This window comes from Erwinia rhapontici, assembly GCF_020683125.1.
Lineage (GTDB): Bacteria > Pseudomonadota > Gammaproteobacteria > Enterobacterales > Enterobacteriaceae > Erwinia > Erwinia rhapontici.
Map to the genome: position 1 here is coordinate 3,800,525 of NZ_CP085627.1, position 26,237 is coordinate 3,826,761.

The 26,237-nt window shown below is 51.7% G+C and carries 24 protein-coding genes, 1 other RNA gene and 2 pseudogenes; 24 read left to right on the plus strand and 3 right to left on the minus strand.

Annotated features, from left to right (window positions below; all coding sequences use genetic code 11):
* Positions 1-132 precede the first annotated feature (132 nt).
* From smpB to speG, 11 genes and pseudogenes are all read left to right on the plus strand, one after another.
* The gene (gene smpB, locus LJN55_RS17575) at positions 133-615 is read left to right on the plus strand and encodes an SsrA-binding protein SmpB (protein WP_133845816.1); all 483 of its coding nucleotides are present in this window, start codon (positions 133-135) and stop codon (positions 613-615) included.
* Between the two features lie 49 nt (positions 616-664).
* Positions 665-1,028, plus strand: a transfer-messenger RNA (tmRNA) gene (gene ssrA, locus LJN55_RS17580).
* Positions 1,029-1,253: 225 nt separating this feature from the next.
* Positions 1,254-1,826 (plus strand): annotated as a pseudogene (locus LJN55_RS17585) (integrase arm-type DNA-binding domain-containing protein); the annotation flags it as partial.
* 109 nt (positions 1,827-1,935) lie between these two features.
* Positions 1,936-2,757 carry an RNase A-like domain-containing protein gene (locus LJN55_RS17590; RefSeq protein WP_227534952.1) on the plus strand — a complete coding sequence of 274 codons (822 nt, stop codon included), beginning with the start codon at positions 1,936-1,938 and terminating at the stop codon, positions 2,755-2,757.
* 7 nt (positions 2,758-2,764) lie between these two features.
* Positions 2,765-3,067: a hypothetical protein gene (locus LJN55_RS17595; RefSeq protein ID WP_133845814.1), complete on the plus strand. Its 303-nt coding sequence runs from the start codon at positions 2,765-2,767 to the stop codon at positions 3,065-3,067.
* A 586-nt stretch (positions 3,068-3,653) separates the two neighbouring features.
* Positions 3,654-4,505 carry a PA4780 family RIO1-like protein kinase gene (locus LJN55_RS17600; protein WP_167863440.1) on the plus strand — a complete coding sequence of 284 codons (852 nt, stop codon included), beginning with the start codon at positions 3,654-3,656 and terminating at the stop codon, positions 4,503-4,505.
* 250 nt (positions 4,506-4,755) lie between these two features.
* Positions 4,756-5,790, plus strand: a complete 1,035-nt coding sequence (locus LJN55_RS17605) for a hypothetical protein (protein ID WP_227534953.1) — start codon at positions 4,756-4,758, stop codon at positions 5,788-5,790.
* A 128-nt stretch (positions 5,791-5,918) separates the two neighbouring features.
* The gene (locus tag LJN55_RS17610) at positions 5,919-6,926 is read left to right on the plus strand and encodes a BamA/TamA family outer membrane protein (RefSeq protein WP_227534954.1); all 1,008 of its coding nucleotides are present in this window, start codon (positions 5,919-5,921) and stop codon (positions 6,924-6,926) included.
* On the plus strand, positions 6,926-8,071 hold the full coding sequence (locus tag LJN55_RS17615; protein ID WP_227534955.1) for a DUF4056 domain-containing protein: 1,146 nt from the start codon (positions 6,926-6,928) through the stop codon (positions 8,069-8,071). The genes LJN55_RS17610 and LJN55_RS17615 overlap by 1 nt, the downstream gene beginning before the upstream one ends.
* 410 nt (positions 8,072-8,481) lie before the next feature.
* Positions 8,482-9,348, plus strand: a complete 867-nt coding sequence (locus LJN55_RS17620; protein WP_133845807.1) for a nucleoside-specific channel-forming protein Tsx — start codon at positions 8,482-8,484, stop codon at positions 9,346-9,348.
* Between the two features lie 113 nt (positions 9,349-9,461).
* Positions 9,462-10,028 carry a spermidine N1-acetyltransferase gene (gene speG, locus LJN55_RS17625; protein ID WP_133845806.1) on the plus strand — a complete coding sequence of 189 codons (567 nt, stop codon included), beginning with the start codon at positions 9,462-9,464 and terminating at the stop codon, positions 10,026-10,028.
* A 42-nt stretch (positions 10,029-10,070) separates the two neighbouring features.
* Here the strand turns inward: speG and LJN55_RS17630 are convergent, their stop codons facing one another.
* Positions 10,071-10,493 (minus strand): hypothetical protein, encoded by a 423-nt coding sequence (locus LJN55_RS17630; RefSeq protein ID WP_166653754.1) that lies wholly within the window; start codon positions 10,491-10,493, stop codon positions 10,071-10,073.
* 112 nt (positions 10,494-10,605) lie between these two features.
* Positions 10,606-10,941 (minus strand): DUF2002 family protein, encoded by a 336-nt coding sequence (locus tag LJN55_RS17635; protein ID WP_133845804.1) that lies wholly within the window; start codon positions 10,939-10,941, stop codon positions 10,606-10,608.
* A gap of 151 nt (positions 10,942-11,092) precedes the next feature.
* On the opposite strand from LJN55_RS17635, the gene LJN55_RS17640 reads away from it, so the two are divergent.
* The 13 genes and pseudogenes from LJN55_RS17640 to emrB all read left to right on the plus strand — a co-directional run bounded on the left by LJN55_RS17640 (position 11,093) and on the right by emrB (position 24,925).
* Positions 11,093-11,416, plus strand: coding sequence for a DUF883 family protein (locus tag LJN55_RS17640; protein WP_133845803.1), 324 nt, complete (start codon positions 11,093-11,095; stop codon positions 11,414-11,416).
* Between the two features lie 285 nt (positions 11,417-11,701).
* Positions 11,702-11,944 (plus strand): glutaredoxin-like protein NrdH, encoded by a 243-nt coding sequence (nrdH, locus tag LJN55_RS17645; protein ID WP_133845802.1) that lies wholly within the window; start codon positions 11,702-11,704, stop codon positions 11,942-11,944.
* Between the two features lie 4 nt (positions 11,945-11,948).
* The gene (nrdI, locus tag LJN55_RS17650; RefSeq protein WP_133845801.1) at positions 11,949-12,359 is read left to right on the plus strand and encodes a class Ib ribonucleoside-diphosphate reductase assembly flavoprotein NrdI; all 411 of its coding nucleotides are present in this window, start codon (positions 11,949-11,951) and stop codon (positions 12,357-12,359) included.
* Positions 12,332-14,482, plus strand: a complete 2,151-nt coding sequence (gene nrdE, locus LJN55_RS17655; protein WP_227534956.1) for a class 1b ribonucleoside-diphosphate reductase subunit alpha — start codon at positions 12,332-12,334, stop codon at positions 14,480-14,482. The genes nrdI and nrdE overlap by 28 nt, the downstream gene beginning before the upstream one ends.
* 301 nt (positions 14,483-14,783) lie before the next feature.
* Positions 14,784-15,743 (plus strand): class 1b ribonucleoside-diphosphate reductase subunit beta, encoded by a 960-nt coding sequence (gene nrdF, locus LJN55_RS17660; protein ID WP_227534957.1) that lies wholly within the window; start codon positions 14,784-14,786, stop codon positions 15,741-15,743.
* A gap of 395 nt (positions 15,744-16,138) precedes the next feature.
* Positions 16,139-17,335: a glycine betaine/L-proline ABC transporter ATP-binding protein ProV gene (gene proV / locus LJN55_RS17665; protein WP_133845798.1), complete on the plus strand. Its 1,197-nt coding sequence runs from the start codon at positions 16,139-16,141 to the stop codon at positions 17,333-17,335.
* Entirely contained in the window at positions 17,332-18,516 is a 1,185-nt protein-coding gene (gene proW / locus LJN55_RS17670; RefSeq protein WP_133845797.1) for a glycine betaine/L-proline ABC transporter permease ProW, read from the plus strand. The genes proV and proW overlap by 4 nt, the downstream gene beginning before the upstream one ends.
* Positions 18,517-18,535: 19 nt before the next feature.
* Entirely contained in the window at positions 18,536-19,531 is a 996-nt protein-coding gene (proX, locus tag LJN55_RS17675) for a glycine betaine/L-proline ABC transporter substrate-binding protein ProX (protein ID WP_159338584.1), read from the plus strand.
* A gap of 223 nt (positions 19,532-19,754) precedes the next feature.
* The gene (locus LJN55_RS17680) at positions 19,755-20,939 is read left to right on the plus strand and encodes an MFS transporter (protein ID WP_227534958.1); all 1,185 of its coding nucleotides are present in this window, start codon (positions 19,755-19,757) and stop codon (positions 20,937-20,939) included.
* A gap of 142 nt (positions 20,940-21,081) precedes the next feature.
* Positions 21,082-21,240: pseudogene (locus LJN55_RS23990) on the plus strand (branched-chain amino acid ABC transporter permease); the annotation flags it as partial.
* Between the two features lie 260 nt (positions 21,241-21,500).
* A complete protein-coding gene (gene mprA / locus LJN55_RS17690) occupies positions 21,501-22,031 on the plus strand; it encodes a transcriptional repressor MprA (protein ID WP_133845794.1) in 531 nt (176 codons plus the stop codon).
* 168 nt (positions 22,032-22,199) lie between these two features.
* Entirely contained in the window at positions 22,200-23,372 is a 1,173-nt protein-coding gene (gene emrA / locus LJN55_RS17695; RefSeq protein ID WP_133845793.1) for a multidrug efflux MFS transporter periplasmic adaptor subunit EmrA, read from the plus strand.
* A 17-nt stretch (positions 23,373-23,389) separates the two neighbouring features.
* Positions 23,390-24,925 carry a multidrug efflux MFS transporter permease subunit EmrB gene (gene emrB / locus LJN55_RS17700; RefSeq protein ID WP_227534960.1) on the plus strand — a complete coding sequence of 512 codons (1,536 nt, stop codon included), beginning with the start codon at positions 23,390-23,392 and terminating at the stop codon, positions 24,923-24,925.
* Between the two features lie 92 nt (positions 24,926-25,017).
* Here the strand turns inward: emrB and LJN55_RS17705 are convergent, their stop codons facing one another.
* Positions 25,018-26,058: a tRNA/rRNA methyltransferase gene (locus tag LJN55_RS17705; protein WP_133845791.1), complete on the minus strand. Its 1,041-nt coding sequence runs from the start codon at positions 26,056-26,058 to the stop codon at positions 25,018-25,020.
* Positions 26,059-26,237: the final 179 nt, after the last annotated feature.

Consider the following 26,237-nt stretch of genomic DNA (forward strand, 5'->3'; position numbering starts at 1 on the left):
CCAATAATACCATCGCCGGCAATCAAACAAAAATTCTCTCCTGCTAACCATCTGCTAGAATAGGCTTTTCCCCCATGCCTGGCGCTACAGGGGATGCCATTAATCACTGCTTCATGTACACTAAGTGGCACTATGACAAAGAAAAAAGCACATAAACCCGGTTCCGCGACCATTGCCATGAACAAGCGCGCCCGCCACGAATACTTCATCGAAGAAGAGTTCGAAGCCGGGCTTTCGCTCCAGGGATGGGAAGTCAAATCTCTCCGCGCCGGTAAGGCCAACATCAGTGATAGCTACATCATGCTACGCGATGGCGAAGCCTACCTGTTCGGGTCAACTTTCCAGCCTCTGAGCGTCGCCTCATCGCATTATGTTTGCGATCCCACGCGCAGCCGTAAGCTGCTGCTGAAAAAGCGCGAACTGGATAGCCTGATTGGTAAAGCCAATCGTGATGGTTTTACTATCGTTGCACTGTCGATGTACTGGAAGAATGCCTGGGCCAAACTGAAGATCGGCGTGGCGAAAGGTAAGAAAGAGCACGACAAGCGCGATGACATTAAAGATCGTGAGTGGAAACAAGACAAAGCACGTATCATGAAGCACGCTAATCGCTAACCTACTGGTACAACGACAGGTTTTTCTGATATACTGCTAAACAGTACTTGGGGCTGATTCTGGATTCGACAGGATTTGCAAAGCCCTAGGAGCATGCCGAGGGGCGGTTTGCCTCGTAAAAAGCCGCAAAAAAATAGTTGCAAACGACGAAAACTACGCACTAGCAGCTTAATAACCTGCTTAGAGCCCTCTCTCCCTAGCTTCCGTTCTTAAGACGGGGATCAAGAGAGGTCAAACCTAAAAGAACTCGCGTGAATACCTTGCCTGGGGTTGAAGCGCTAAAATCTAATCAGGCTAGTTTGTCAGTGGCGTGTCCGTTCGCAGCTGACCGGCGAATGTAAAGATGGACTAAGCATGTAGTGCCGACGGTGTAGTAATTCTGGACGCGGGTTCAACTCCCGCCAGCTCCACCAAATCTTTTCGCGGCGGTTCCAGAGCCGACCGCGTAGAAGTCCTGAAAGCCCACAAGGTTAACGCCGAGTGGGCTTTTTTGTGCCCTCGATTTGCCCCGCGAAGTCCGAACTCAACTCATTAAATCCGAACATTTTAGGCTGGTTGATAGGCCCAATGAAAACAATTATGTTTTTCGATGGGCCTCCAGGAGCAGAGACTGAGCATGGCAAGTCAAACCATAGCCATTGACCGATACGGAAATCAAAGCCGCCAAACCTAAAGACGTCGATTACCAACTTTAAATAATGATGGGCTGACGCTCCTAATGAAATCCAGTGGAAGCAAACTCTGGCAATTTCGCTACTATCGCCCCTTCACCAGGCAGAGTTTTGAAGCCTACCCCTCGATCACACTTTCCGACGCATGGAAGCGGAGAGCAGAATCGCGTGCATTACTTGCAAAGCAGATCGATCCTCTTGAACATCAGAAAGAGCAGCTTCGATCTTCACAAGAAGCCAAAACCAATACTTTCAAATTGATTGCCGAACGTTGGGGAATGTGAAGAAAACAAGCGTAACTGAAAATTATGCTGAAGGTATCTGGCGGTCTTTGGAGAGAGATGTTTTTCCTGTTATTGGTGAAATCTGCATTACCGACATCGAAAACTATACTCTACTCAAAGCCATACAGCAGGTTCAAGCCAGCGCATTAATGAGGTGATGGTATACGCCAAAAATACCGGGCTTATTGACGCTGTTTCTAGCGTTAATATCGGCAAGGCCTTTGAGAAAACTCAAAAGAAGAATATGCCAGATTTATGCAAATAAGTGTTTTTACGAAAAAGACGATGGTGTACAGGATAACGTTTACCCGTTCACTCCGCGCCATTACTATCCATTCTGGATAGCTTGATAACAAGGAAAGGTTATGGAAAACGGTTTTAGTATTGCAATGACCCCGGTCCAGCTGGCAGCCGTCATGGCTGATGAATCTGTGCTCACTGAACGTATCTGGGGTAGCATCGGGTTTCTCGGGAGTGTACTGGAGCTGGCCGGTGCCACCGCCCTTTGCCTGGTCCCTGAACCTACCGGAGTGACGAAAGCGGGATGCATTATTGTGGGGGCGCACAGTCTGGATGGGATGAGTGCTTCGGCCTATCAGGTGTATTCCGGCAGACCAACAGCCTCAGTGACCGCTCGCGCTACGGCGGGTATCGCAAGAGAGCTGGGATCAGATAAGTCCACTGCTGACCAGATTGGTATCGCCGTGGATGTGATCCTCCCGTTCTCTGTTGCTGGTGCAGCTCGTGTGGCGTCGGTCAGAATGGGTCAGGTTAACCTGATGAAACATGAGGCCGTGAAAGGTTTTTCGGGCGGTGGGCATACTTTGAAAAAGCATGTTGGTAAAACTCAGCAGGATTTACTGGATAAACGCGCCAGAGGCATTCAATCAGGTACATATAGAGCAAATAGCGCATCCAGTTCATTCATATCACAGGCAATTGCAGAAAAGGCATTAAGCCAGGCCGTCAGAGCGAACAGGGCTGTAATAAGACAATGGGCCAGAAGCACCTCTGTAGTTCGGTCGGATTACTCTTTGCAGCTCAGGCATACATTTAGCAAACCTGTGGGAATAGTGCTCAAAAATGGGTCGGAAACGGTTTCTGAAACAAATAAATTTGAATTCGTTTTATATAAGAAAAGTTATAATGGTAAACCCTATTACCTTCTTACTGCTTACCCTATCTGAGTGAAAAATGGAAAATTACCGTTCTATTAAAATGTTTTTTCTGATTTTTTTTGGGCAGGATGCTGATCATTGGGGGAATTCTTACCCTGAGATTGTCGATAGTGCTATTGAGTTTCAGGATGGAGTAGACGATGTACTAATTTCCGACATTGACAGATTTATTAGTGAGCACCCAACCAACGAGAAAGCGTCACAGGTGTTGAACGAAATTACAATGGGTTCCGTTGGAGATACTGCATCATTTCCCCCAACGTTAATCGACTTCCTGACCTGGCTCTCAGCTTATCTGAAACAAAAGCGTGACGAATAAATAGGAAGCCCGCTACTCAACGCTGCGGGACAGCAGGCTGAGTGCGACCACAGGTGTACGGATGGTTATAGCCAGTGATTTAAGTCCTTTGGGCACCTCACCAACGGCCAGATCGTGACGGCTGTTTCCTTCAGCTGAATCAGGCGCAGATAGTCGATGGCAATCAGCGCCGTCTTTGACTGCTGTTGCTTGTGGCAATTCTCGCCCAGTCTTCATCCCATATCCCCCCGAAGCCGCAGAGGCCTTTCTTACCCGGGTTCATCTGACATCCTCTACGGTTTCATGGTATGGTGCCGGGCTGTAACGTCATCATGTACAATCCGTTAGCAGGATGGCACCATCCCCCGGTTTTTTAGCATCCCCCACGTTGATTTGCACTGCTACGCACAGGGGCAGCCGTGGCGCATTCCGGGCATCTTATGGCGTCACAGTTTCGCTTTCTGCCGGGCCTGTCTACGGGTATCATCGCTACGCTCCTGGCACCGGTTCGGCCTGGTATAATATAGATTCAAAATTTGCCATTTTTTCCAGTACCGCCGTCTTTGTTATTGATACGAAAATCGGCTGAAATAAGGTATAAAGCCGCATGAAAATTCCCAACAGACTCCAGCCTCTGGTTGATGATGGCCTGATAGACGATGTGCTTCAGCGACTAAAAAGCGGTAAAGAAGCAGACGTTTACACCGTTTTATGCGGTGACAATATCCGCTGCGCCAAAGTTTATAAAGAAGCAACCCAGCGTAGCTTCAAGCAAGCCGTGCAGTACCAGGAAGGGCGTAAAGTCCGTAATACCCGTAATGCCCGTGCCATGCAAAAAGGCTCAAAGTTCGGCCGTAAGCAACAGGAAGAGACCTGGCAAACGGCAGAGGTTGATGCCTTGTTCCGCCTGGCGAATGCCGGAGTTCGCGTGCCACAGCCCTATCTTTGTATGGACGGGGTGTTGTTGATGGAACTGGTCACTGATGCAAACGGTGGAGTTGCCCCACGTCTCAGTGATGTGACCTTAACGGAAGAAATGGCCGTTACTGATTTCCACGAGATGATCCGCAATATCGTGCGCATGTTGTGTGCAGGGATTGTGCATGGTGATTTATCGGAGTTTAACGTGCTGCTGGATGCACAAGGGCCGGTCATTATCGACTTACCCCAGGCCGTTGATGCCGCCGCTAATAATCATGCTGAATCCATGTTTGAGCGTGATGTGAATAACATCACTACTTACTACGGCCAGTTCGCACCACAGCTTCTGCAAACACGTTATGCGAAAGAAATCTGGTTGCTGTATGAAGACGGCAAATTAACACCAGAAGCCCCGCTCACCGGTCTGTTCGTTGAAGAGGTCCATGATGTGGATATGGATTCCCTGATGGATGAAATCATCTCAGCAGAAGATGAGTTTTACGACCGTCAGCGAGCAGCCCAGGAACGCGAAGATTAATAAGAGAGTGCGCCAGGTTACAGCAGCAGGATGATGACAGCCCACAAGGTTAATACTGGTGGGCTTATTTAACACTGAACCGATAGCGTAGAAAAATGTGATACCTTGCCATGTTATAAAATCTAATACCTCCCTTCCCTAACAGCCGCTACAAAGTGCTCCTCTTTAAGACATCGCATTTTCTGAAATGAAACCCCCTCTCGCTGTCGTTATGCTGCAGTCCCTCACTTCTTAAAATACATGGATTGTTATGATGAAGAATTATCCTCACGCGACAGCGAGACTGCTTTTCGGCATTTTTTTTTGTACAGCCCCGGTCACAGTCGCCCTTGCCGGTGTCCCAAATGCAATACGTACGCCGCTTTCACTCGACTATAACGGTGATAATGTCGATTTGAAGAAAGAAAAAGAAGCAAAAGAAGCAGAAGCAACAAAGTCACCAGACTTATTTGGCCCAACGACAGGACCGCTGCCTTTCTTTGGTGAGGAAATACGCAAGCGGGGTTATGACTTGCCCGATCCTTATGGGATTGGCTATAACCATATGAATATGCGCCAGAACATCAAAGTTAATAGCATCGGTTTTTCCGGACTTAAACTTTTCGGCTTTCCTATCCCTCAGAGCATTTTTAAAATCGATGTCGGCCACACGCGGGAAAGGTCTCTGACTGATACCGCGAAACTGGACACCTGGTTATTCCCTTTCTTAAATGTTTACGCAGTTGTCGGGCATACCAAAGGAAGTTCAAACTCTACTGTTTCCGTTAATGCCCCCATCATCGGAAAAATGTCAGATATCGATTTTATCCTGAAATTCAAAGGGACCACCTATGGTGCGGGCACAACCCTGGCCTATGGCTACCATAACTGGTTTGGCACTATGGATTTCAATTATACCCGTACGAACTTTGATATCCTTGACGGTAGTACTACCGCCTATACGTTTACGCCGCGCATTGGGTATCGTTTTACCGTTCCTGGATCAACGAAATATTCTATTCCCGTTTCTCACGCCAGTTTATGGGTTGGCAGCATGTACCAGGATGTTTCCCAGAATTTTGGTGGCAATCTGAGTAATCTACATATGCCGGCTAATTTGATTAACCTGGTTAACTTCGTTAATAAAGACAAAGAAGGACGCTTTCGTGTCAAACAGCACCTCCAGTCACCCTGGAATATACTGGTGGGTGGTCAGTACGAATTGACACGTAACTTTAATGTCATGACTGAAGTGGGCTTTGAGAAACGTAATAGTATTATGGTTGGCGGCGAGTTCCGTTTCTAAATATGCGCTATTTCCGCGCCCTGTTAGTGGGGTTATTGTTAATTCCAACTTTGTCTGAGGCAACATTATTACCCAGCAGGGCGACAGTCGACGGCTATCTTGCCAGATTCAGCTCAGACCCTGTTGATATGCACAAAAGGATCGACTGGGGCGTTGTGCCAGGCCCCTTTTATACTCCCGAGCTGGGCATTGGCATCGGGGTGGCGGCTGTAGGCTTTTATCGTCCCGATGAAGAACAACAGCGGGCCCCGATTTCGTCGCTCTCACTGACCGGATTTGTCAGCTCCACAGGCGCCTTTGGCGTTGGTTACGAAAACAACACATTTCTGCGTAATGACCAATGGCGTTTTATTCTGAGCGGCGATGTCAGCTATCGCCCACTGGATTATTGGGGCCAGGGATATGCGGAGGGCCATCACCAGCGAGGGAAACAGTCCTATAACTCGCGCACCCTGTCGTTCAATCCAGAGATCCTGTATCGATTACAGGCGCATACCTATGTCGGTATGGGGGGGGCCCTCGCCTATGAGAAGGCAACCGGACTACAGAATAAGGCGGCAGGCAGTTTCTTCCAGCATCCGGTACCGCTAAACGAGCTTAACACCGGTTTCAGCTTGCTATTCAGCTACGACACACGAGATGTCACCATTAACCCCTCTAAGGGACAGTTGTTGAATCTCCGCTACACCGATTACCTCCCGGAATTAGGCGGAGACAACCGACTCTCCATCTGGGATATGCAATACAACCTTTACCACGCCGTCAACCCAACCACGCTGCTGGCATGGGATCTGTACGGCCGTTTTGCCGGCGGCAATGTGCCCTGGACGATGGACGGCACACTCGGCGACAGCCATCACCTGCGCGGTTACTACCAGGGACGATATCGCGACCGCAATGTGGTCACTACGCAGATTGAACTGCGTAAAAAACTCAGCTGGCGACATGGAATGGTTGCCTGGGCTGGCGCAGGCAGTATGTCTCCCCATCCCAGTGAGGTTCTGGACGGGCATTGGCTCCCTTCTGTCGGTATCGGCTATCGTTTTGAAATTAAGAAAAGAATGAATTTGCGTCTGGATTACGGTGTAGGACAGAAAAGCTCAGGCTTCTATTTTCAGGTTGGAGAAGCCTTCTGATGAAAAAAGTACTGCTCCTGTTATGCCTGTTCCTTAACGCCTGCCATGCCAGTATTCCCCTGACTGATAAGCCGATAACGCCGGGTGATTTTCAGCTTCCGCCCCCACCCGCGCAACACGTCTGGCCAGCGATCCTGCCACTCCCTCCTCCTGATGGTCTGCGCCCTTGTTGTGCTTTTGGCTATAACATTCGGGCTAAGCTTTTAGGGGTTCCTGTCCCCTTTTTTCAATTACGTAATGTCGTCGATCCTGATAACACGGGAAAGCATCACTATAACGACAGCTGGAAAAGCATCTTTACGACACTGACGGGAATAAGCAGTGAGCTCAACGGTATTATCTATACCCGACGGGGCGGATTTATTGACCTTGCTCATGTGCGTGATACCGCGGATAACACGCTATGGCTGTTCAGCAAAATTTGGCCAGCGCTGGGGCGTGCTACCACGATAAAGATGAGCGATGAACTCGGGCAACGCATTATCCGACTACGGCAGTTCTCGCCCCCTGAAGACACGCTGGCGCGTTACAATCTGAGTGTCAGTCTGGCGGCTTACCTCGCCTTTCAGCTCGCCGCCTGGCATGAGGTCGCTCAGTGGTATGGCTTCGAGTCCGTACCCGGCTATCCTGAAACCGTTTCCGCATTTTCACCAGAAGATCTCTATTCCAATCTGCTCGGGGCGCGCATGGCTACAGATATACTTAATTCGGGCGGAGCATCATCACTGCCGCAGTATCAATATTCGATGGCACAGATGCTTCCGCTGGCGCTCGCACAGCTACAAGCCGTCAGCCCGCAAGCCACCCGCTTTCACTTTGATATGCTGGATGGCATATGGTGGAACAACCATTGTCGCCTGCCCGACAAATTTCTGGTGCGTCTGCGCAACTACAGCGTCAGTCACCAGCGGCTGCCGTCGCGTCCTGCGGATACTGTGCCGGAACTGTGGCTGACGTTACCCGATCATTTTGACCATCGTCCGTTGTCACAATTTGCACGACTTGAAATCTGGCGCGGTGATCATATGGCTAACCTGCCTTCGCCGTCATTGATGTATAGCGATAATGATTTTGTCACTCTGGCGCAACAGGCAGCAAAAAATGACCGCCACGCCCTGGCAAAAATCGGTAACCAGTGTGATTAACGCCCCCCTGCCAACCTTCCGTAATATAAGAAAATATTATTAATAACCAGAGAGCGTGAAGCACACTCCTGGTGTTTCAGTATGTCCACTCTCCCCGTATTTCTGCCATTTCCGGCAGGCAACCGTTTTCGCCTTGCCACAAACGGCCCTAAACCCCATTACGGGAAAAGTTCCCCTCACACGGCACTTTAATGTGACATTCATCACACTTTAACTGAATTAAAATGAAACTGAATTTGACAAGTGTGAGCAATCTCTATTTCCTAATGCCCTGATAGCGGCACACTGCCGCAGTATTCATGGCGGGTGTTTTTGTTACAGTCACAAGCACCCATTTGTCGCCCGTAGATAACATGACCCGACCAGCGCGCTGGCTGCCGAGCAGGGTCTCAGAGCATGTGGTAATAATAATGAAATATAAAATTATGATGGCTGGCGCACTGGCAGCACTTTCCTATACCAATGTTTCTCTCGCCGAAACCAACAGTCCGGAATATGTTTCTGACTGGTGGCATCAGAGCGTGAACGTCGTAGGAAGCTATCACACCCGCTTCGGGCCGCAGCTGAACAACGACGTCTATCTGGAATATGAAGCGTTTGCGAAAAAGGACTGGTTCGATTTCTACGGCTACATCGACGTTCCTAAATTCTTCGGCGTGGGTAACGGTAACGATGTCGGCGCGTGGGATGATGGTTCTCCGTTCTTCATGGAGATCGAACCGCGCTTCTCTATTGATAAACTGACCGGCACCAACCTTGGTTTTGGTCCGTTCAAAGAGTGGTATTTCGCCAACAACTATATCTACGATATGGGCGACAACAAGGCGAGCCGCCAGAATACCTGGTATATGGGTCTGGGTACCGACATCGACACCCATTCTGATGTGGGCCTGTCACTGAACGTGTATGCCAAATACCAGTGGGAAAACTACGGTGCAGCCAATGAAGACAGCTGGGACGGCTACCGCTTCAAGGTGAAATACTTCGTTCCACTGACTCAGCTGTGGGGCGGCAACCTGACCTATATCGGCTTTACCAACTTTGACTGGGGTTCTGACCTCGCCGATAAAGCCGGCCCGTCACGCACCAGCAACTCTATCGCGTCCAGCCATATTCTCTCGCTGGGCTATGATCACTGGCACTACTCTGTTGTGGCGCGTTACTTCCACAACGGCGGCCAGTGGAATGACGGCACCGAGTTGAACTTCGGTAAAGGTGATTTTAACGTGAAATCAAACGGTTTCGGTTACTACCTGGTTGTCGGTTACAACTTCTGATAACCCGGGGATATCCCCAATGCTGACATAACGCGCCTGAGGGCGCGTTTTTTTTGCCTGCAATAAACCGCTATACTCCTCCGGCAATATTGCGTCCGCTAAAAGGAATTTTTATGTCTGCCAAGTCTGTTGATCACAGTGTGAAACTGCGCCCGCTCGAACGCGAGGATCTGCGTTTTGTTCATCAGCTGGATAACAACGCCAGCGTGATGCGCTACTGGTTTGAAGAGCCGTACGAGGCGTTTGTTGAGCTGTCCGATCTCTACGACAAGCATATCCACGATCAGAGCGAACGTCGGTTTGTGGTTGAACACGATGGAAGTAATGCCGGGCTGGTTGAACTGGTGGAGATTAATCATATCCACCGTCGTGCAGAGTTTCAGATAATTATTGCCCCCAGCCATCAGGGAAAAGGGCTGGCCAGTAAAGCCGCGAAACTGGCGATGGATTACGGATTTTCGGTCCTTAATCTCTACAAACTTTACCTGATCGTCGATAAAGAGAACGAAAAGGCCATCCATATTTACCGTAAGCTGGGCTTTGAAATTGAAGGCGAGCTGATCCACGAGTTCTTTATCAACGGTGAATATCGCAATACCATCCGCATGTGCATTTTCCAGCATCAGTATCTGGAAAAATTTAAACCCGCGCAGGGTATGGTCAAAACCACGGCGCAGTAAACAACAACGGCAGGTGGGATAGCCCGACCTGCCGTTGTTCGTTTAGCCGCCTCGCGCGCCAACCGGATTCATGATGGTCTGCAAGCGTTCCGGTTCAATCTTGTACATGCCCCCGTAGAACGGGTCGACCACCAGCCAGCCAGGGATGCCAAGCAGCGGAATGTTGCCCAGCAGATACCACAGGTTCGGGCTCTCTTTCAGTGGGAGCGTTTGCGGAACATAGCCTGCGCGCTCCAGCATCACCAGATACTTTTTCTTACCGAAGTAGTTGCCGTTAGACTTCTGCAGCGTAACGGTTTTTGGCGTGTAACCTTCGGCCACCGCTTTACCCGTTTCATCCTGTACCACAAACTTCACCCCTGGGGGCTGAGTCTGAAGCGTCACATCCTGGGTTTCACTACCGACAATCGTGGCGCAACCACTTAACATCCACGCTGCTGCCAGCGCTGCTATCAGCCGTTTCATCATTCATCCTGCCTGAATCCATCATGCTAACAGTCTACGCGTCAGATAAGGCAAGCTAGCGCGTTAATAGCGCGACGAATTGGTGGTTTATTCAGCCATTGGCACGCTGGGGTTAACCAAACATTCTTTCCAGATAGCGTTCCAGCGCAACGCGTGAGCTGAAACCATGAGGGATGCCGTAGTGATCGTTTGATTCCCCGACCAGATACATCGGGAAACGGACGTAATGGTCGCAGGTTTTAACATCCGATGATGCCGTGGCGATCGCCTGGCTTCGCTCCTTGAGCGTTGGGTGAATGACCAGAGCGGTTCGACCCAGACGTGCCTCACGGTTAACATACACATAGTCTTCACCGCGACAGTAACCGTAAGTTTTTGCGGTGACCGCATCCATCTCAAATCCCGCTTTTTCCAGTACGCGAGCTACCTCATCAGGTCGTAAATACATACTTGCTCCTCTAAGTCTGCTAACCCGGCAACCTTACAACAGGCTGCACAGTCAGCGCTTTCGGAATAGTCCATAAACGCCCTGTCGTGCATGGCGTTCTCTGCGTGTGTTCTATACTTAATAGTACGTTTTCAGAGTAAGGGAGCAAAAAATGTTCAACCGGACCACAAAAAATAACGATATAGACTTGAATCAGGATGTTTCTCTGCTGGCTGATAGCCTGGATGATTTATTGAAATCCTGGGGAAGCAAATCAAAGGAAGAAGCGGATGAGGCACGCTCTCGGGCCGAATCCCTGTTGAAAGAGACGCGGGCCAAACTCCATGGCCGCAACCGCGTAACCCAGGCCGCGAAAGACGCCGGAAATCATGTCGACAACTACATCCACGATAAGCCCTGGCATGGTGTAGGTATCGGTACCGCACTGGGTATCCTCGTTGGGGCGCTTATTGCCACCACCACATCCAGCAGATAGTCGAAAAATTTGCGTTAGAAAAAGAGGCCCGTGGCGAAAGCTGCGGGCTTTTTTTGTCAGCAAAACTTTTTAATCGGGCGCAATCCTTGTGGCACAAGGCTTCAGTGTGAGCTGACTTAACAAATACTAAAATCCTATATGTTGTGTGGTTGCATTTCGGCGGCACTATATCTAGTATTTACCCCATCAAGACCACACAACATGGTGTGGCAGTGGTGGCGCTTCCTGGGCAGTAAACTGGCGCCAGATACTCAAGATAACCAGCCCACAAGGTAAATACGAATCATGCGCATTATTATTTACACTAAAGATAACTGTGTCCAGTGCAATGCCACAAAAAATGCCATGGACAAGAAAGGCATCGATTATCAGTTGATCAATCTGGACAGCGAACCTGCACATGTGGAGACACTGAAGTCTCTCGGTTACCGCCAGGTGCCGGTGGTGATGGCTGAACAGGATCACTGGAGCGGTTTTCGTCCGGACAAAATCCATGCGCTGAGCCACCTGGCTGCGGCGCGGGGATGAGATCATGACCACGCTGGTTTACTTTTCCAGCCTGTCTGAAAATACCCATCGATTTATCACCCGTTTAAATCTGCCTGCTGTGCGTATTCCACTGGACTACGCGCAGTGCTTGCAGGTTGATCAGCCCTACATTCTGGTGGTGCCCAGCTACGGCGGCGGCACGGCTCAGGGTGCGGTCCCTAAACAGGTGATTCAGTTTTTGAATGACACCAATAATCGTCAGCTGATCCGCGGCGTTATCGCTGCTGGCAACCGCAATTTTGGCGAGGCTTACTGCCTGGCTGGCGACATTATTGCGCGAAAATGTCAGGTGCCTTATCTCTATCGCTTTGAGCTAATGGGCACCTCTGACGATATCGCTAACGTACACAAGGGAGTAACCCAATTTTGGCAGCGACAGACAGCACACTCATAGAGCCCACCGCAGCAACGCCGGATTACCATGCGCTTAATGCCATGCTTAATCTGTACGATGCTGAAGGTCATATTCAGTTCGAGAAAGATCGTGAGGCCACGCGTCAGTATTTTATCCAGCACGTGATCCCTAATAGCGTTCAGTTCGACTCTATTGCTGACCGTTTACAGTATCTGGTTTCCGAAGGCTATTACGAAGCTGACGTTCTGAATGCCTATCCGTTTGAGTTCGTCTGTTCGCTGTTTCAGCAGGCTTACGACCGTCGTTTCCGCTTCCAGACGTTTCTCGGTGCATGGAAGTTTTACACCAGCTATACGCTGAAAACCTTCGACGGAAAACGCTATCTGGAAGGCTTCACTGAACGCGTCTGCATGGTGGCCCTGACGCTGGCAAAAGGCGATCAGGCGCTCGCCCTGTCACTGACCGATGAAATTCTCGCTGGCCGCTTCCAGCCTGCCACGCCAACCTTCCTGAACTGCGGTAAGCAGCAACGCGGTGAGCTGGTTTCCTGCTTCCTGCTGCGCATCGAAGACAATATGGAGTCGATTGGCCGTGCGGTGAACTCCGCGCTGCAACTCTCCAAACGCGGCGGTGGTGTTGCCTTCCTGCTGTCAAACCTGCGTGAGTCCGGTGCGCCAATCAAGCGCATCGAAAATCAGTCTTCCGGGGTGATCCCGGTGATGAAGATGCTGGAAGATGCCTTTTCCTACGCCAATCAGCTGGGTGCGCGCCAGGGCGCAGGGGCTGTCTATCTCAATGCGCACCACCCCGACATCCTGCGTTTCCTTGATACCAAGCGTGAAAACGCTGATGAAAAAATTCGTATCAAAACGCTGTCGCTTGGCGTGGTGATCCCGGATGTCACCTTCCAGCTGGCGAAAGACAACCAGCCGATGGCGCTGTTCTCGCCGTACGATGTCGAACGCATTTACGGCCTGCCCTTTGCCGATATCAGCATCAGCGAGAAGTATGACGAAATGCTGGCCGATGAGCGCATCCGTCGCACCTTTATTAATCCGCGCGAGTTCTTCCAGACGCTGGCCGAAATCCAGTTTGAGTCCGGTTACCCGTACATCATGTTTGAAGATACGGTTAACCGCGCCAATCCGATTCATGGCCGCATCAATATGAGCAACCTGTGTTCGGAGATCTTGCAGGTCAATACCCCAACGGAATATAACGATGACCTCAGCTACAAGCGCATCGGTAAGGATATTTCCTGTAACCTCGGCTCGCTGAATATCGCCCATGCCATGGATTCTGTCGATTTCGCACGCACGGTGGAGATTGCTGTACGTGGCCTGACAGCGGTGTCAGATCAAAGCCATATCCATTCCGTGCCCTCCATTGAACAGGGCAATGCGCAGTCGCACGCTATCGGCCTGGGACAGATGAACCTGCATGGCTATCTGGCGCGTGAAAGCATTCAGTACGGTTCCGACGAAGGGCTGGATTTCACCAATATCTACTTCTATACCGTCACCTATCACGCGCTGCGCACCTCAAACCTGCTGGCGCGCGAACGTGGTGCCAGCTTTAGTGGCTTTGCCGACTCACGTTATGCCAGCGGTGAATACTTCAATCAATATGTAGAACAGAGCTGGCAGCCGCGCACGGCTCAGGTCGCTGCGCTGTTTGCCAAAGCGGGGATCGCCATCCCTACGCAGGCACAATGGCAGGCACTGAAAGAATCGGTGATGCAGTACGGGCTGTATAACCAGAATTTACAGGCGATCCCACCGACCGGTTCGATTTCTTATATCAACCACGCCACATCGAGCATCCATCCGATTGTGTCGCGCATTGAAATCCGCAAGGAAGGAAAAACGGGCCGTGTCTATTACCCTGCGCCGTTTATGAACAACGATAACCAGGCGTTCTATCGTGATGCCTATGACATTGGCCCGGAAGCGATTATTGATACTTACGCGGAAGCCACGCGCCACGTGGATCAGGGACTGTCACTGACGCTGTTCTTCCGTGATACCGCCACCACGCGCGATATCAACAAAGCTCAGATTTACGCCTGGAAAAAAGGCATCAAGACGCTGTATTACATCCGTCTGCGCCAGATGGCACTGCAAGGCACCGAAGTTGAAGGCTGCGTGTCCTGCTCGCTGTAAAACATCGCTGTGGGAGGGCGAGGCATGCCTCGCCCCTACACATCATGCACAGCATGCCCCGAACCGTATTGCGTAGGGGTCAGGCATGCCGACCCGACAAATCGTGCACCATATGTACAGCACCGTATTGCGTAGGGGTCAGGCATGCCGACCCGACAAATCGTGCACCACATGTACAGCACCGTATTGCGTAGGGGTCAGGCATGCCTGACCCGACAAATAGTGCACCATATGTACAGTACCGTATCGCGTAGGGGTCAGGCATGCCTGACCCGTTAAGATCCGCTCCAGGAACAACAACATGAAATTAAAGAAAATTCACGCCATTAACTGGAACAAAATCGAAGACGACAAAGATCTGGAAGTGTGGAATCGCCTCACCAGCAATTTCTGGCTGCCCGAGAAAGTGCCACTTTCTAACGATATCCCCGCGTGGAACTCCCTGAATCACGATGAACAACAGCTGACGATCCGCGTGTTCACCGGCCTGACGCTGCTGGATACCATTCAGAACACCCTGGGCGCACCCGCGCTGATGGCTGACGCACTGACGCCGCATGAAGAAGCGGTGATGTCGAATATCAGCTTTATGGAAGCGGTCCATGCGCGTTCCTACAGCTCGATCTTCTCCACGCTGTGCCACACCAGCGATGTCGATGCTGCTTACGCCTGGAGCGAAGAGAACGGTCCGTTGCAGCGCAAAGCCGAGATCATTCTTCAGCACTATTATGAGAACGATCCGCTGAAGAAAAAAATCGCCAGCGTGTTCCTTGAATCCTTCCTGTTTTATTCCGGTTTCTATCTGCCGATGTACTGGTCAAGTCGCGGCAAGCTGACGAACACCGCTGACCTTATCCGCCTGATTATTAAAGATGAAGCGGTTCACGGCTACTATATTGGCTACAAGTATCAGAAGGCGCTGGAGACGCAGAGTACGCAGCGTAAAGAGGAGCTGCAACAGTTCGCCGTTGACCTCCTGCTGGCACTGTACGAGAACGAGCTGGAGTACACCGATGCCCTGTACGAAGGCGTAGGCTGGCAGGAAGATGTGAAGAAGTTCCTGCATTACAATGCCAACAAAGCCCTGATGAACCTCGGCTATGAGGCACTGTTCCCGTCAGAGATGACCGACGTGAACCCGGCGATCCTCTCTGCGTTGTCACCGAATGCCGATGAAAATCACGATTTCTTCTCTGGTTCCGGCTCCTCTTATGTGATGGGGAAAGCCGTCGATACCGAAGATGCCGACTGGAACTTTTAACCCTTTCAGAGATGGCTGTAACTGACAGCCATCTTTCTCCTCTTCCCGTTTTAATTAGTTATTAATTTTCAAACCTTCCCTCCTCTTTCAGCGTCATCAATATGGCAGTTTTCTTACAATTATTTCCGTTGTCATAACGTCAGATAGCGAGCTAATTCAGCAGTCACTGAGATGTTTCTTAGCGAAATATTCATTTTTTTCAGACCAACTCAATTCGCTCTCATCCCTTACCTGCTCTGGCATTCGCCGGGACTGGCATCTCAATCAACATTTATGAACAGCCCATTTAGGGTTGTCTCAGATTCTCAGTGTGCTACGGTATAGTCCGTTAATATTTAACCACACAGAAGAGCAAATATATAAAACCAACCAATAACCAGGAAATTAATTAATGCATGGCTATTAAACTTGAAGTTAAAAATTTATATAAAGTTTTTGGGGAAAACCCCGAGCGCGCATTTAAGCACATTGAAAAAGGGATCAGTAAAGAGGCACTTCTGGAAAAAACCGGACTGTCTCTCGGCGTGAAAGACGCCAGTCTGGCCATTGAAGAAGGCGAGATTTTTGTCATCATGGGGTTGTCCGGTTCTGGGAAATCCACCATGGTTCGCCTTCTCAATCGTCTGATAGAACCCACCCGCGGCCAGGTCATCATTGATGGCGAAGATATTGCCAAAATATCTGACAGTGAATTACGCCAGGTTCGTAGAAATAAAATCAGCATGGTATTCCAATCCTTCGCACTGATGCCTCATATGACGGTATTAAATAATGCCGCCTTCGGGATGGAATTAGCCGGTATTCCTTTGCAAGAACGTCAGGAAAAAGCACTGGATGCATTACGTCAGGTTGGGCTGGATAATTATGCTCATGCCTACCCGGATGAACTCTCCGGAGGCATGCGTCAGCGTGTTGGATTAGCCCGTGCACTGGCCATCAATCCCGACATATTATTGATGGATGAAGCCTTCTCTGCACTCGATCCATTAATTCGTACCGAGATGCAGGATGAGCTGGTGAAATTACAGTCTCGCCACCAGCGTACTATCGTCTTTATTTCCCACGATCTTGATGAAGCAATGCGCATCGGTGACCGCATTGCGATCATGCAAGGCGGGGAAGTGATTCAGGTCGGTACGCCGGATGAAATTCTCAATAATCCCGCTAATGACTACGTGCGTACCTTCTTCCGTGGCGTCGATATCAGCCACGTGTTCAGTGCGAAAGATATTGCCCGCCGCAGTGCCGCAGCACTGATCCGTAAAGCCCCCGGTTTTGGCCCTCGTTCAGCAATCAAACTACTCCAGGATAATGACCGCGAATACGGTTATGTCCTGGAGAAACAACGATTCGTCGGCACCGTGTCGATTGATTCTCTGAAGGTGGCACTGGCCGCCGGCGAAGGCCTCGATCAGGCACTGCTGGAAAGCCCGGCGGCGATGCCTGCGGAGACGTCATTAAGCGATCTTCTCTCACATGTGGCGCAGGCCCCTTGTGCGGTGCCTATCGTGGGCGAAGAAGGTCAGTATGTGGGGATTATTTCCAAAGGAATGTTGTTGCAGGCATTAGACCGTGATGGAGGCCAGCCATGAGTGAACAAACCAGTAACCCGTGGGAGTCCGGCGCCACGCAGAATGCCGCACCCGCCACCAGCGCCCCAACGGACAGTAGCCAGGCTGCCGCCAGCAGCAGCGATCCCTGGGGTTCACCCACGGACGCGGCGACTACTCAGCCCGCACCGGATGCCGCCTCCAGCGGTGGTGACGCCTGGGGAACCGCCCCAGCCGGTGGCCATGATGCCGCAGCCAGCGGCGACTGGCTGAACAGTGCCCCGACCCCGCAGGTGGAACATTTTAATATTCTCGATCCGTTCCATAAAACCCTGATCCCGCTCGACAGCTGGGTAACCACCGCTATTGACTGGATTGTTGTCCACTTCCGTCCGCTGTTTCAGGGTATCCGCCTGCCGGTGGATTACATCCTCAGCGCCTTCCAGAACCTGCTGCTGGGCATGCCCGCGCCGGTGGCGATTATCGTATTTGCGCTGATCGCCTGGCAACTGTCCAGCTTCAGTATGGGCGTGGCCACGCTGGTCTCTCTGGTGGCGATTGGCGCGATAGGTGCCTGGTCACAAGCGATGGTAACACTGGCGCTGGTACTGACCGCCCTGCTGTTCTGCATCATTATCGGTCTGCCGATGGGGATCTGGCTGGCACGCAGCGAGCGAGCGGGCAAGATCATTCGCCCACTGCTGGATGCGATGCAGACCACGCCTGCGTTTGTCTACCTGGTGCCGATCGTGATGCTGTTCGGTATCGGTAATGTGCCGGGTGTGGTGGTGACGATTATCTTCGCCCTGCCACCGATTGTACGTCTGACCATTCTGGGTATTAAACAGGTGCCTGCCGATCTGATCGAAGCGGCAGAGTCGTTCGGCGCCAGCCCACGTCAGATGTTGTTCAAAGTACAGCTACCACTGGCGATGCCCACCATTATGGCGGGGGTCAATCAGACGCTGATGCTGGCACTGTCGATGGTAGTGATTGCCTCGATGATCGCCGTCGGTGGTCTCGGCCAGATGGTGCTGCGCGGTATCGGCCGCCTGGATATGGGGCTGGCCACCGTCGGTGGCGTCGGCATTGTGATTCTGGCGATTATTCTCGACCGCCTGACGCAGTCGCTGGGACGCGACAGCCGCAGTCGTGGCAACCGTCGCTGGTACGCCAGTGGCCCTCTGGGTCTGCTGACTCGCCCTTTCTGCAAAACCAAATAACAAAAAGGTACTGATGACTATGCGAAAAATAACACTGCTGGCCGCCGCGTTCACCACGCTGGCCGCCGCCCAGGTATCCGCCGCCGATCTGCCTGGTAAGGGTATTACCGTTAAGCCCGCACAGAGCACCATCACCGAAGAGACGTTCCAGACGCTGCTGGTCAGTCGTGCACTCACGAAGCTGGGCTACACCGTTGAAGCGCCGAGTGAAGTCGACTACAACGTGGCATACACCTCGATTGCGTCCGGCGACACCACCTTTATTGCCACTAACTGGAAACCGCTGCATGACGATATGTATAAAGCGGCAGGCGGTGACGCTAAATTCTATCGTCAGGGAACCTATGTGCAAGGGGCAGCCCAGGGCTACCTGATTGACAAAAAAACTGCCGAAAAATACCACATCACGCGTATCGATCAGTTGAAAGATCCGAAGCTGGCGAAACTGTTCGATACCAATGATGACGGTAAAGCCGATATGACCGGCTGTACGCCAGGCTGGGGCTGTGAAGCGGTGATTAATCACCAGATCAAGGCCTTTGATTTGACGAAGACCGTTGAGCATAACCAGGGTAACTACTCGGCGATGATCGCCGATACCATCACCCGCTTTAAAGAAGGTAAACCCATCTTCTATTACACCTGGACGCCATACTGGGTGAGTGATGTGCTGGTGCCAGGCCGTGATGTCGTCTGGTTGCAGGTGCCTTTCTCTTCGATGCCTGGCGAACAGAAAGACGTAGATACCAAGCTGCCTAACGGTGCGAACTACGGCTTCCCGGTGAACACTATGCACATCGTTGCCAATAAAGCCTGGGCTGAGAAAAACCCGGCGGCGGCAAAACTGTTTGCTGAGATGAAGCTGCCGATTGCCGATATCAATGCGCAGAACTCACGTATGCATCAGGGGCAGTCTTCTGAAGCCGATATCAACGCACACGTTGACGGCTGGATCAAAGCCCACCAGGCACAGTTTGATGGCTGGGTGAAAGACGCGCTGGCTGCGGGTAAATAATCACTCGCCAGGGGCAACCAGAACAACGGTTGTGCCATGAGCGTGAATCACCTTCAGACTGACGTAAGGGTCGACCTCTTTTTCGGTCGACCCTTTTCTTATCAGATAAAACAGGACAACCCTGCTGCCGAACTGGTTTGTCCTGTCAATTATCATGTGAGTGAAATAGTTTTTTAGGTTATTATTAGCCACTCAGATAATTCTCACACTCATACTGGTTGTTATGACATCCCCTCGTCCCGGCCTGAATTCTGCACTTGTCGCCCTGATGTCCATCGCTACAGGCTTATCCGTTGCCTGTAACTATTACGTGCAGCCCTTGCTGGCAACCATTGCTCAGACCTTCGATCTCTCATTCCATCAGGCAGGATTTATCGTCACCACCGCTCAGTTAGGCTATGCCGCCGGGCTGCTTCTGCTGGTGCCGCTTGGCGATATGCTTGAGCGCCGGGGGCTGATCGTCATCATGAGCCTGCTGGCAGCCGGCGGTATGGTAATCACTGCGCTGTCAGGTTCGCTGATGATGATGCTACTGGGTACCGTTCTGACCGGGCTGTTTTCTGTGGTCGCGCAGCTTCTGGTACCGCTGGCTGCCAGTCTCGCGGCACCGGAAAAACGGGGAAAAGTCGTCGGTACCGTCATGAGCGGCCTGTTGCTGGGTATCCTGCTGGCGCGCACCGTTGCAGGGGGGCTGGCGCAGTTGGGAGGATGGAGACTGGTTTACTGGGTGGCGAGTGTATTGATGGTAATGATGGCACTGGCCTTGTGGCGCTGGCTGCCTCGTTATAAGCAATCGATTCCGTTAAATTATGGTCAGCTGCTGGGATCTATTTTTACCCTGTTCGCACAGCATCCGATATTACGTACTCGTGCGATTACTGGCTGCCTGGCGTTTGCTAACTTCAGCGTGCTCTGGACCTCGATGGCGTTTCTGCTGTCATCGCCAGAATGGAATTATTCCGAAGGTGAGATTGGTCTTCTGGGTCTGGTTGGCGCAGCGGGAGCTCTGGCAGCACGGCAAGCAGGGTCACTGGCCGATAAAGGCAAAGCCCGCCTGACCACCAGCGCAGGCCTGCTGATCCTGCTGGCTTCATGGGGCATTATCGCGTTTGGTGCGCACTCATTAATCGCTCTGATTATCGGGATTATCCTACTCGACCTGGCCGTACAGGGCGTGCATATTACCAATCAGAGCGTGATTTATCGTCATATGCCGGAAGCACGTAACCGACTGACCTCCGGCTATATGACCAGCTATTTTATCGGCGGTGCCGCCGGCTCACTGCTTTCCGCATCCGCTTTTCAGACGGCAGGCTGGTATGGTGTCTGCGCAGTCGGTGCTCTGTTAACCTTAGTTAATCTATTTAACTGGTGGCGAAGTCATCATTATGAGGCTGAATTGCATTGATTTTTTGCGGTGAAAATGAAGTTTTTTCAATGCCTGCTGCCTGTTAAGACATTTCGTACTCTGGTAAGGTTAGGCGCAATTTATTCAGGCTGGTGATGTTTTCAGATGAAATTATTCAGTAACAGTAGAGTAACATTAGCTCATGGCTGAGCATCAGAACCTGGTTACAGATGAAAATCTTCCCCGCGCCAGTGGGTGTGAAGGCGTAACAGACAGCCTGCCGAGGGTGATTGGCTACCTGCCTGTCCCATTTGCCTTTGGTCTGAATGCCTCCCGTCCTGGTTTTACTCCATCTGAAGCTTCTGTTTCATCTTCGTCACTGACCGATATTTTCGCGATTTTGCCAACCCTTGTGGGTTTCGGCTTGCTAAGTATTACCTTCTATTTTTCGCGCAGCATTGTTTATTCAACGCTGTTGAGCGCCCTGGGTTACGGAGTGACCTGGAAACTACTGATGATGGCAGCATAAACGTGAGTGAATCACCGTCTGCAGAGAAGTGGAATTACTTTATTAATCATCATTGTTATTATACCAGTTGCAACTAGTGAGGTTCCTACATAATGGAAAGTTCGTTTACTCCCATTGAACAGATGCTGAATTTTCGTGCTAATCGTCAGAAAGATTTCCCGTTACAGGAAATTATGCTGACCCGTCTGTGTATGCACATGCAGAGTAAGTTGCTGGAAAACCGCAACAAAATGCTGAAGGCACAGGGGATCAACGAAACGCTGTTTATGGCATTAATTACGCTGGATGCGCAGGAAGATCACAGCATTCAACCGTCAGAACTGAGTTCTGCGCTAGGTTCATCCCGCACTAACGCCACGCGTATTGCCGATGAGCTGGAAAAACGCGGCTGGATTGAGCGTCGTGAAAGCGATAACGACCGCCGTTGTCTGCATCTGCATCTGACGCCAAAAGGACACGAGTTCCTGCGTCAACTTCTGCCACCACAGCATCAGTGCCTGCAATTATTGTGGTCTGCACTGAGCTCATCAGAAAAATCACAGCTTGAGGGAATCACCCGCAAACTGTTGACCCGCCTCGATAAAATGGATGAAGAGGAAGTTGTCGCCTCCCTTTCCAGATAATTGATCCACTAATAGCATAATGTGCGACACACCATTTATTGGAAATCGCTACTTTAAGCCCCTTTAGAACACATTCATGCCAGCGCTTACCCCGCTGGCATTTTAGACTCGGGCGATCGCACGTATTGATGATAGCGGCCCCGAATGGCAGAGAATCAGGAGAACATCATGAGTGCAAGCGCGGTGACACAAGACCCGCAACAGCCACGCAATAAGAAAAAGACGCGCAAAAATGCACTGATTTTTCTGGCTGTACTGTTCGTCATTATCGGGGTGGCTTATCTGACGTACTGGTTCCTGGTATTACGTCATTTTCAGGAAACAGATGACGCCTATATTGCCGGAAATCAGGCACAGGTGATGGCGCAAGTCTCCGGCAGCGTCAATAAAGTCTGGTTTGACGATACTGACTTCGTGAAAAAAGGTGATGTGCTGGTCACGCTGGATCGTACCGATGCTGAACAGGCTTTCGAGAAAGCACAGACGGCACTGGCAACCAGCGTACGTCAGACACACCAGCTGATAATCAATGGCCGACAGTATCAGGCCACTATCGGCTTGCAGAAAACGGCCCTCGAACAGGCTCAGGCAGATTTACGCCGCCGTGAGCCGCTGGGTGCATCTAACCTTATTGGCAAAGAAGATCTGCAACATGCGCGTGATGCGGTTGCCACAGCGAAAGCTCAGCTTGATGTGGCGATGCAGCAGTACAACGCAAACCAGGCGATGATTCTGGATACGTCACTGGAAAACCAACCCGCAGTGAAACAGAACGCCGCCGCCCTGCGTGATGCCTGGCTGGCATTGCAACGTACCAACATCATCAGCCCCATTGATGGCTATGTGTCGCGCCGCAGCGTGCAGGTAGGTTCACAAATCGGTACAACCACGCCGCTGCTGGCGATTGTTCCGGCCAATAATCTGTGGGTGGATGCTAACTTCAAAGAGACGCAACTGGCAGGCGTTCGTATCGGCCAGCCAGCCACAGTGGTCAGTGATATCTACGGTGATGACGTGGTGTATAAGGGCAAAGTGGTCGGCCTTGATATGGGAACGGGCAGCGTGTTCTCCCTGTTACCGGCACAAAATGCTACCGGCAACTGGATCAAAGTCGTTCAGCGTCTGCCTGTACGTATCGAACTTGACCCACAGGAAGTGGCGAAACATCCACTGCGCATTGGCCTGTCGACGCTGGTCAAAATCGATACCAGCAACAGTGAAGGTGCCGTACTCGCCACCAGCGTACGCAGCAAGCCTGCCTACGAAAGTGATGCTCTGGCACTGGACCTGACGCCAGCGAATCAGCTGATTAGCGATATTATCCGTGCCAATGCCGGCTAAAACGGCGGGAGACTGTTATGGCGCGTAAACCGCTTGAAGGCGCGCAACTGGTTCTGATGACCATTGCGCTGTCGCTGGCTACTTTTATGCAGGTGCTGGATTCCACGATTGCTAACGTGGCGATCCCCACCATCGCCGGGAACCTGGGGGCCTCGAACTCCCAGGGGACCTGGGTGATCACCTCGTTTGGCGTAGCTAACGCAATTTCGATTCCGATCACCGGCTGGCTGGCCAAGCGTTTCGGGGAAGTGAAACTGTTCCTGTGGTCGACGGTGGCCTTCGTCATCGCCTCCTGGCTATGCGGCATGTCCGAAAGCCTGAGCATGCTGATCTTCTTCCGCGTGATCCAGGGGATCGTCGCGGGTCCCTTGATCCCGCTGTCACAAAGCCTGCTGTTAAGCAATTATCCCCCCGCGAAACGTAGTGTCGCACTGTCGCTGTGGGCAATGACCGTGATCGTCGCGCCGATCTGCGGCCCTATTCTGGGCGGCTGGATCAGTGATAACTATCACTGGGGATGGATCTTCTTTATCAACGTGCCTATCGGCGTGGTGGTGGTGATCCTGGCTTTACAGACATTACGTCATCGCGAAACGGAAACGGTCATCCGTCCGATAGATACCGTCGGTCTGGTGCTACTGGTGGTCGGTATCGGCTGTCTGCAGGTCATGCTGGATCGCGGTAAAGAGCTGGACTGGTTCAGTTCCCCTGAAATCATCACATTAACGGTCATCGCCGTCGTAGCCCTGGTGGTGCTACTGGTGTGGGAGTTGACCGACGATCACCCGATCGTGGATTTGTCGCTGTTTAAATCGCGCAACTTCACCATCGGCTGTCTGTCGATCAGCCTTGCCTATATGCTCTATTTCGGTTCAATCGTTCTGCTGCCGCAATTGCTACAGGAGGTCTACGGCTATACGGCCACCTGGGCGGGGCTGGCCTCGGCACCGGTGGGGATTATTCCGGTCATACTGTCACCGATTATCGGCCGCTTTGCGCATAAGCTGGATATGCGACGGCTGGTGACGTTCAGCTTCATTATGTATGCAGTGTGCTTCTACTGGCGCGCCTATACTTTTGAACCGGGAATGGACTTTGCTGCCTCCGCCTGGCCGCAGTTTATCCAGGGGTTTGCGGTGGCCTGCTTCTTTATGCCACTGACAACCATTACCCTTTCGGGGCTGCCACCGGAAAGACTGGCGGCGGCATCCAGCCTGTCGAACTTTACCCGAACGCTGGCGGGTTCGATTGGCACCTCGATTACCACCACCATGTGGACCGATCGTGAGTCGCTGCATCATGCTCATCTGACGGAATCGATAACGCCATACAATACAAACTCGCAACAGATGTACGCGAAGCTGGAACAAATGGGGATGACCCATGACCAGGCATCAGCCTACCTTGCACAGCAGATCACCAATCAGGGGCTCATCATCTCAGCCAATGAGATCTTCTGGGCTTCTGCGGGGGTGTTTATCCTGCTGCTGGTGCTGGTGTGGTTTGCCCGTCCGCCGTTTGGTGCGGGCGGGGGCGGGGGCGGCGCCCATTAAAAAAGGGGCAGATCATTGATCTGCCCCTGGAATCAGGGGGTGTCCCGTTTGACGGACCCCCCCTTTTTTATTGCCGTTCGTTCATGCCTGGATCAGACGTTCTGACGCCACCATTCGGCCAGCAGTACACCGGTTGCGACGGAAACGTTCAGACTTTCCACTTTCCCGGTCCCGCCGATAGAAACGCTCAGGTCGCCCTGATCGAAGGTGCTGTCAGACAGACCATCACGTTCCTGACCCAGTACCAGGACCATTTTTGCCGGCAGTTCAGCTCGTGAGAGCGGCACACCTTTATGGCTGGACGTGGTAACAATGGTATAGCCTGCTTTGCGGAACGCGCTCAGACCTGCGGCAAAGTTCTCGCCGCTAATTGCCTGAACATGCTCTGCGCCACCTTCAGCAGTACGCACAGCGGCGCCCGACTCCAGCAGGGAAGCATCATCCACCAGCAAACCTTTCACACCAAAGTGTGCGCAGCTACGCATAATGCCGCCGAGGTTGTGCGGGTTGCCGATATCTTCCAATGCCAGCACGCAATCTTTCTCACCGGCTGTTGCCAGCCATTCGCTAACGGGCATGCCCACGCGTTTTTTGATCAGGAAGCAAACACCGCCGTGGTGTTCAGTGCCGGAAGCTTTCTGCAGCTCGGCTTCATCCACAGTGTGGTAAGCCTTGCGGTTCGCCGCCATATATTTTAACGCTTCACGGAAACGCGGTGTGACGCTCTGGATAAACCAGGCACGCACAATACTTTCCGGACGGCTCTGGAACAGGGCCTGGCAGGCATTTTCGCCATACACACGCGTCTCTTCCATACGCTGACGGCGTATCTGCTCGGGATCGATATAACTTTTACCGCTGATGCCACCATGGTCCGGTTTATCATCAACAGCGGGTGCAGCATTTGGCGCACGGGAAACGGTACGCCACGGAGAGTCAGAGTGCCCTTCGTCGCGATCGCGCCCGCCACGTGGCTTGCTGTCTGCATTACGTGAAGGACGGCGTGCGCCATCCTGCTGACGTGGGCCGCCTTTACCGGTACGGGGATTCCCGCCCTTGTTGCTGCTCTCGTCATCACCGCGGACATACATCACTTTGACCTTGCCGCTCTTACCTTTAAATTCGTCGTTCATTTTTCCTCCACCTGGCCTGAGCGCGAAGCGCGCAGATTACCTGATGTGGCAGCACTTAGCTATCAACTTCCAATAAAAGCCAGTAGCCGCTAATCCGCATCATTGTTATGAGACATTACCTATTATACCCATTGAACAAATCTCGTTGTTAGCCTCTTCACCCGACAGCATAATGTTGG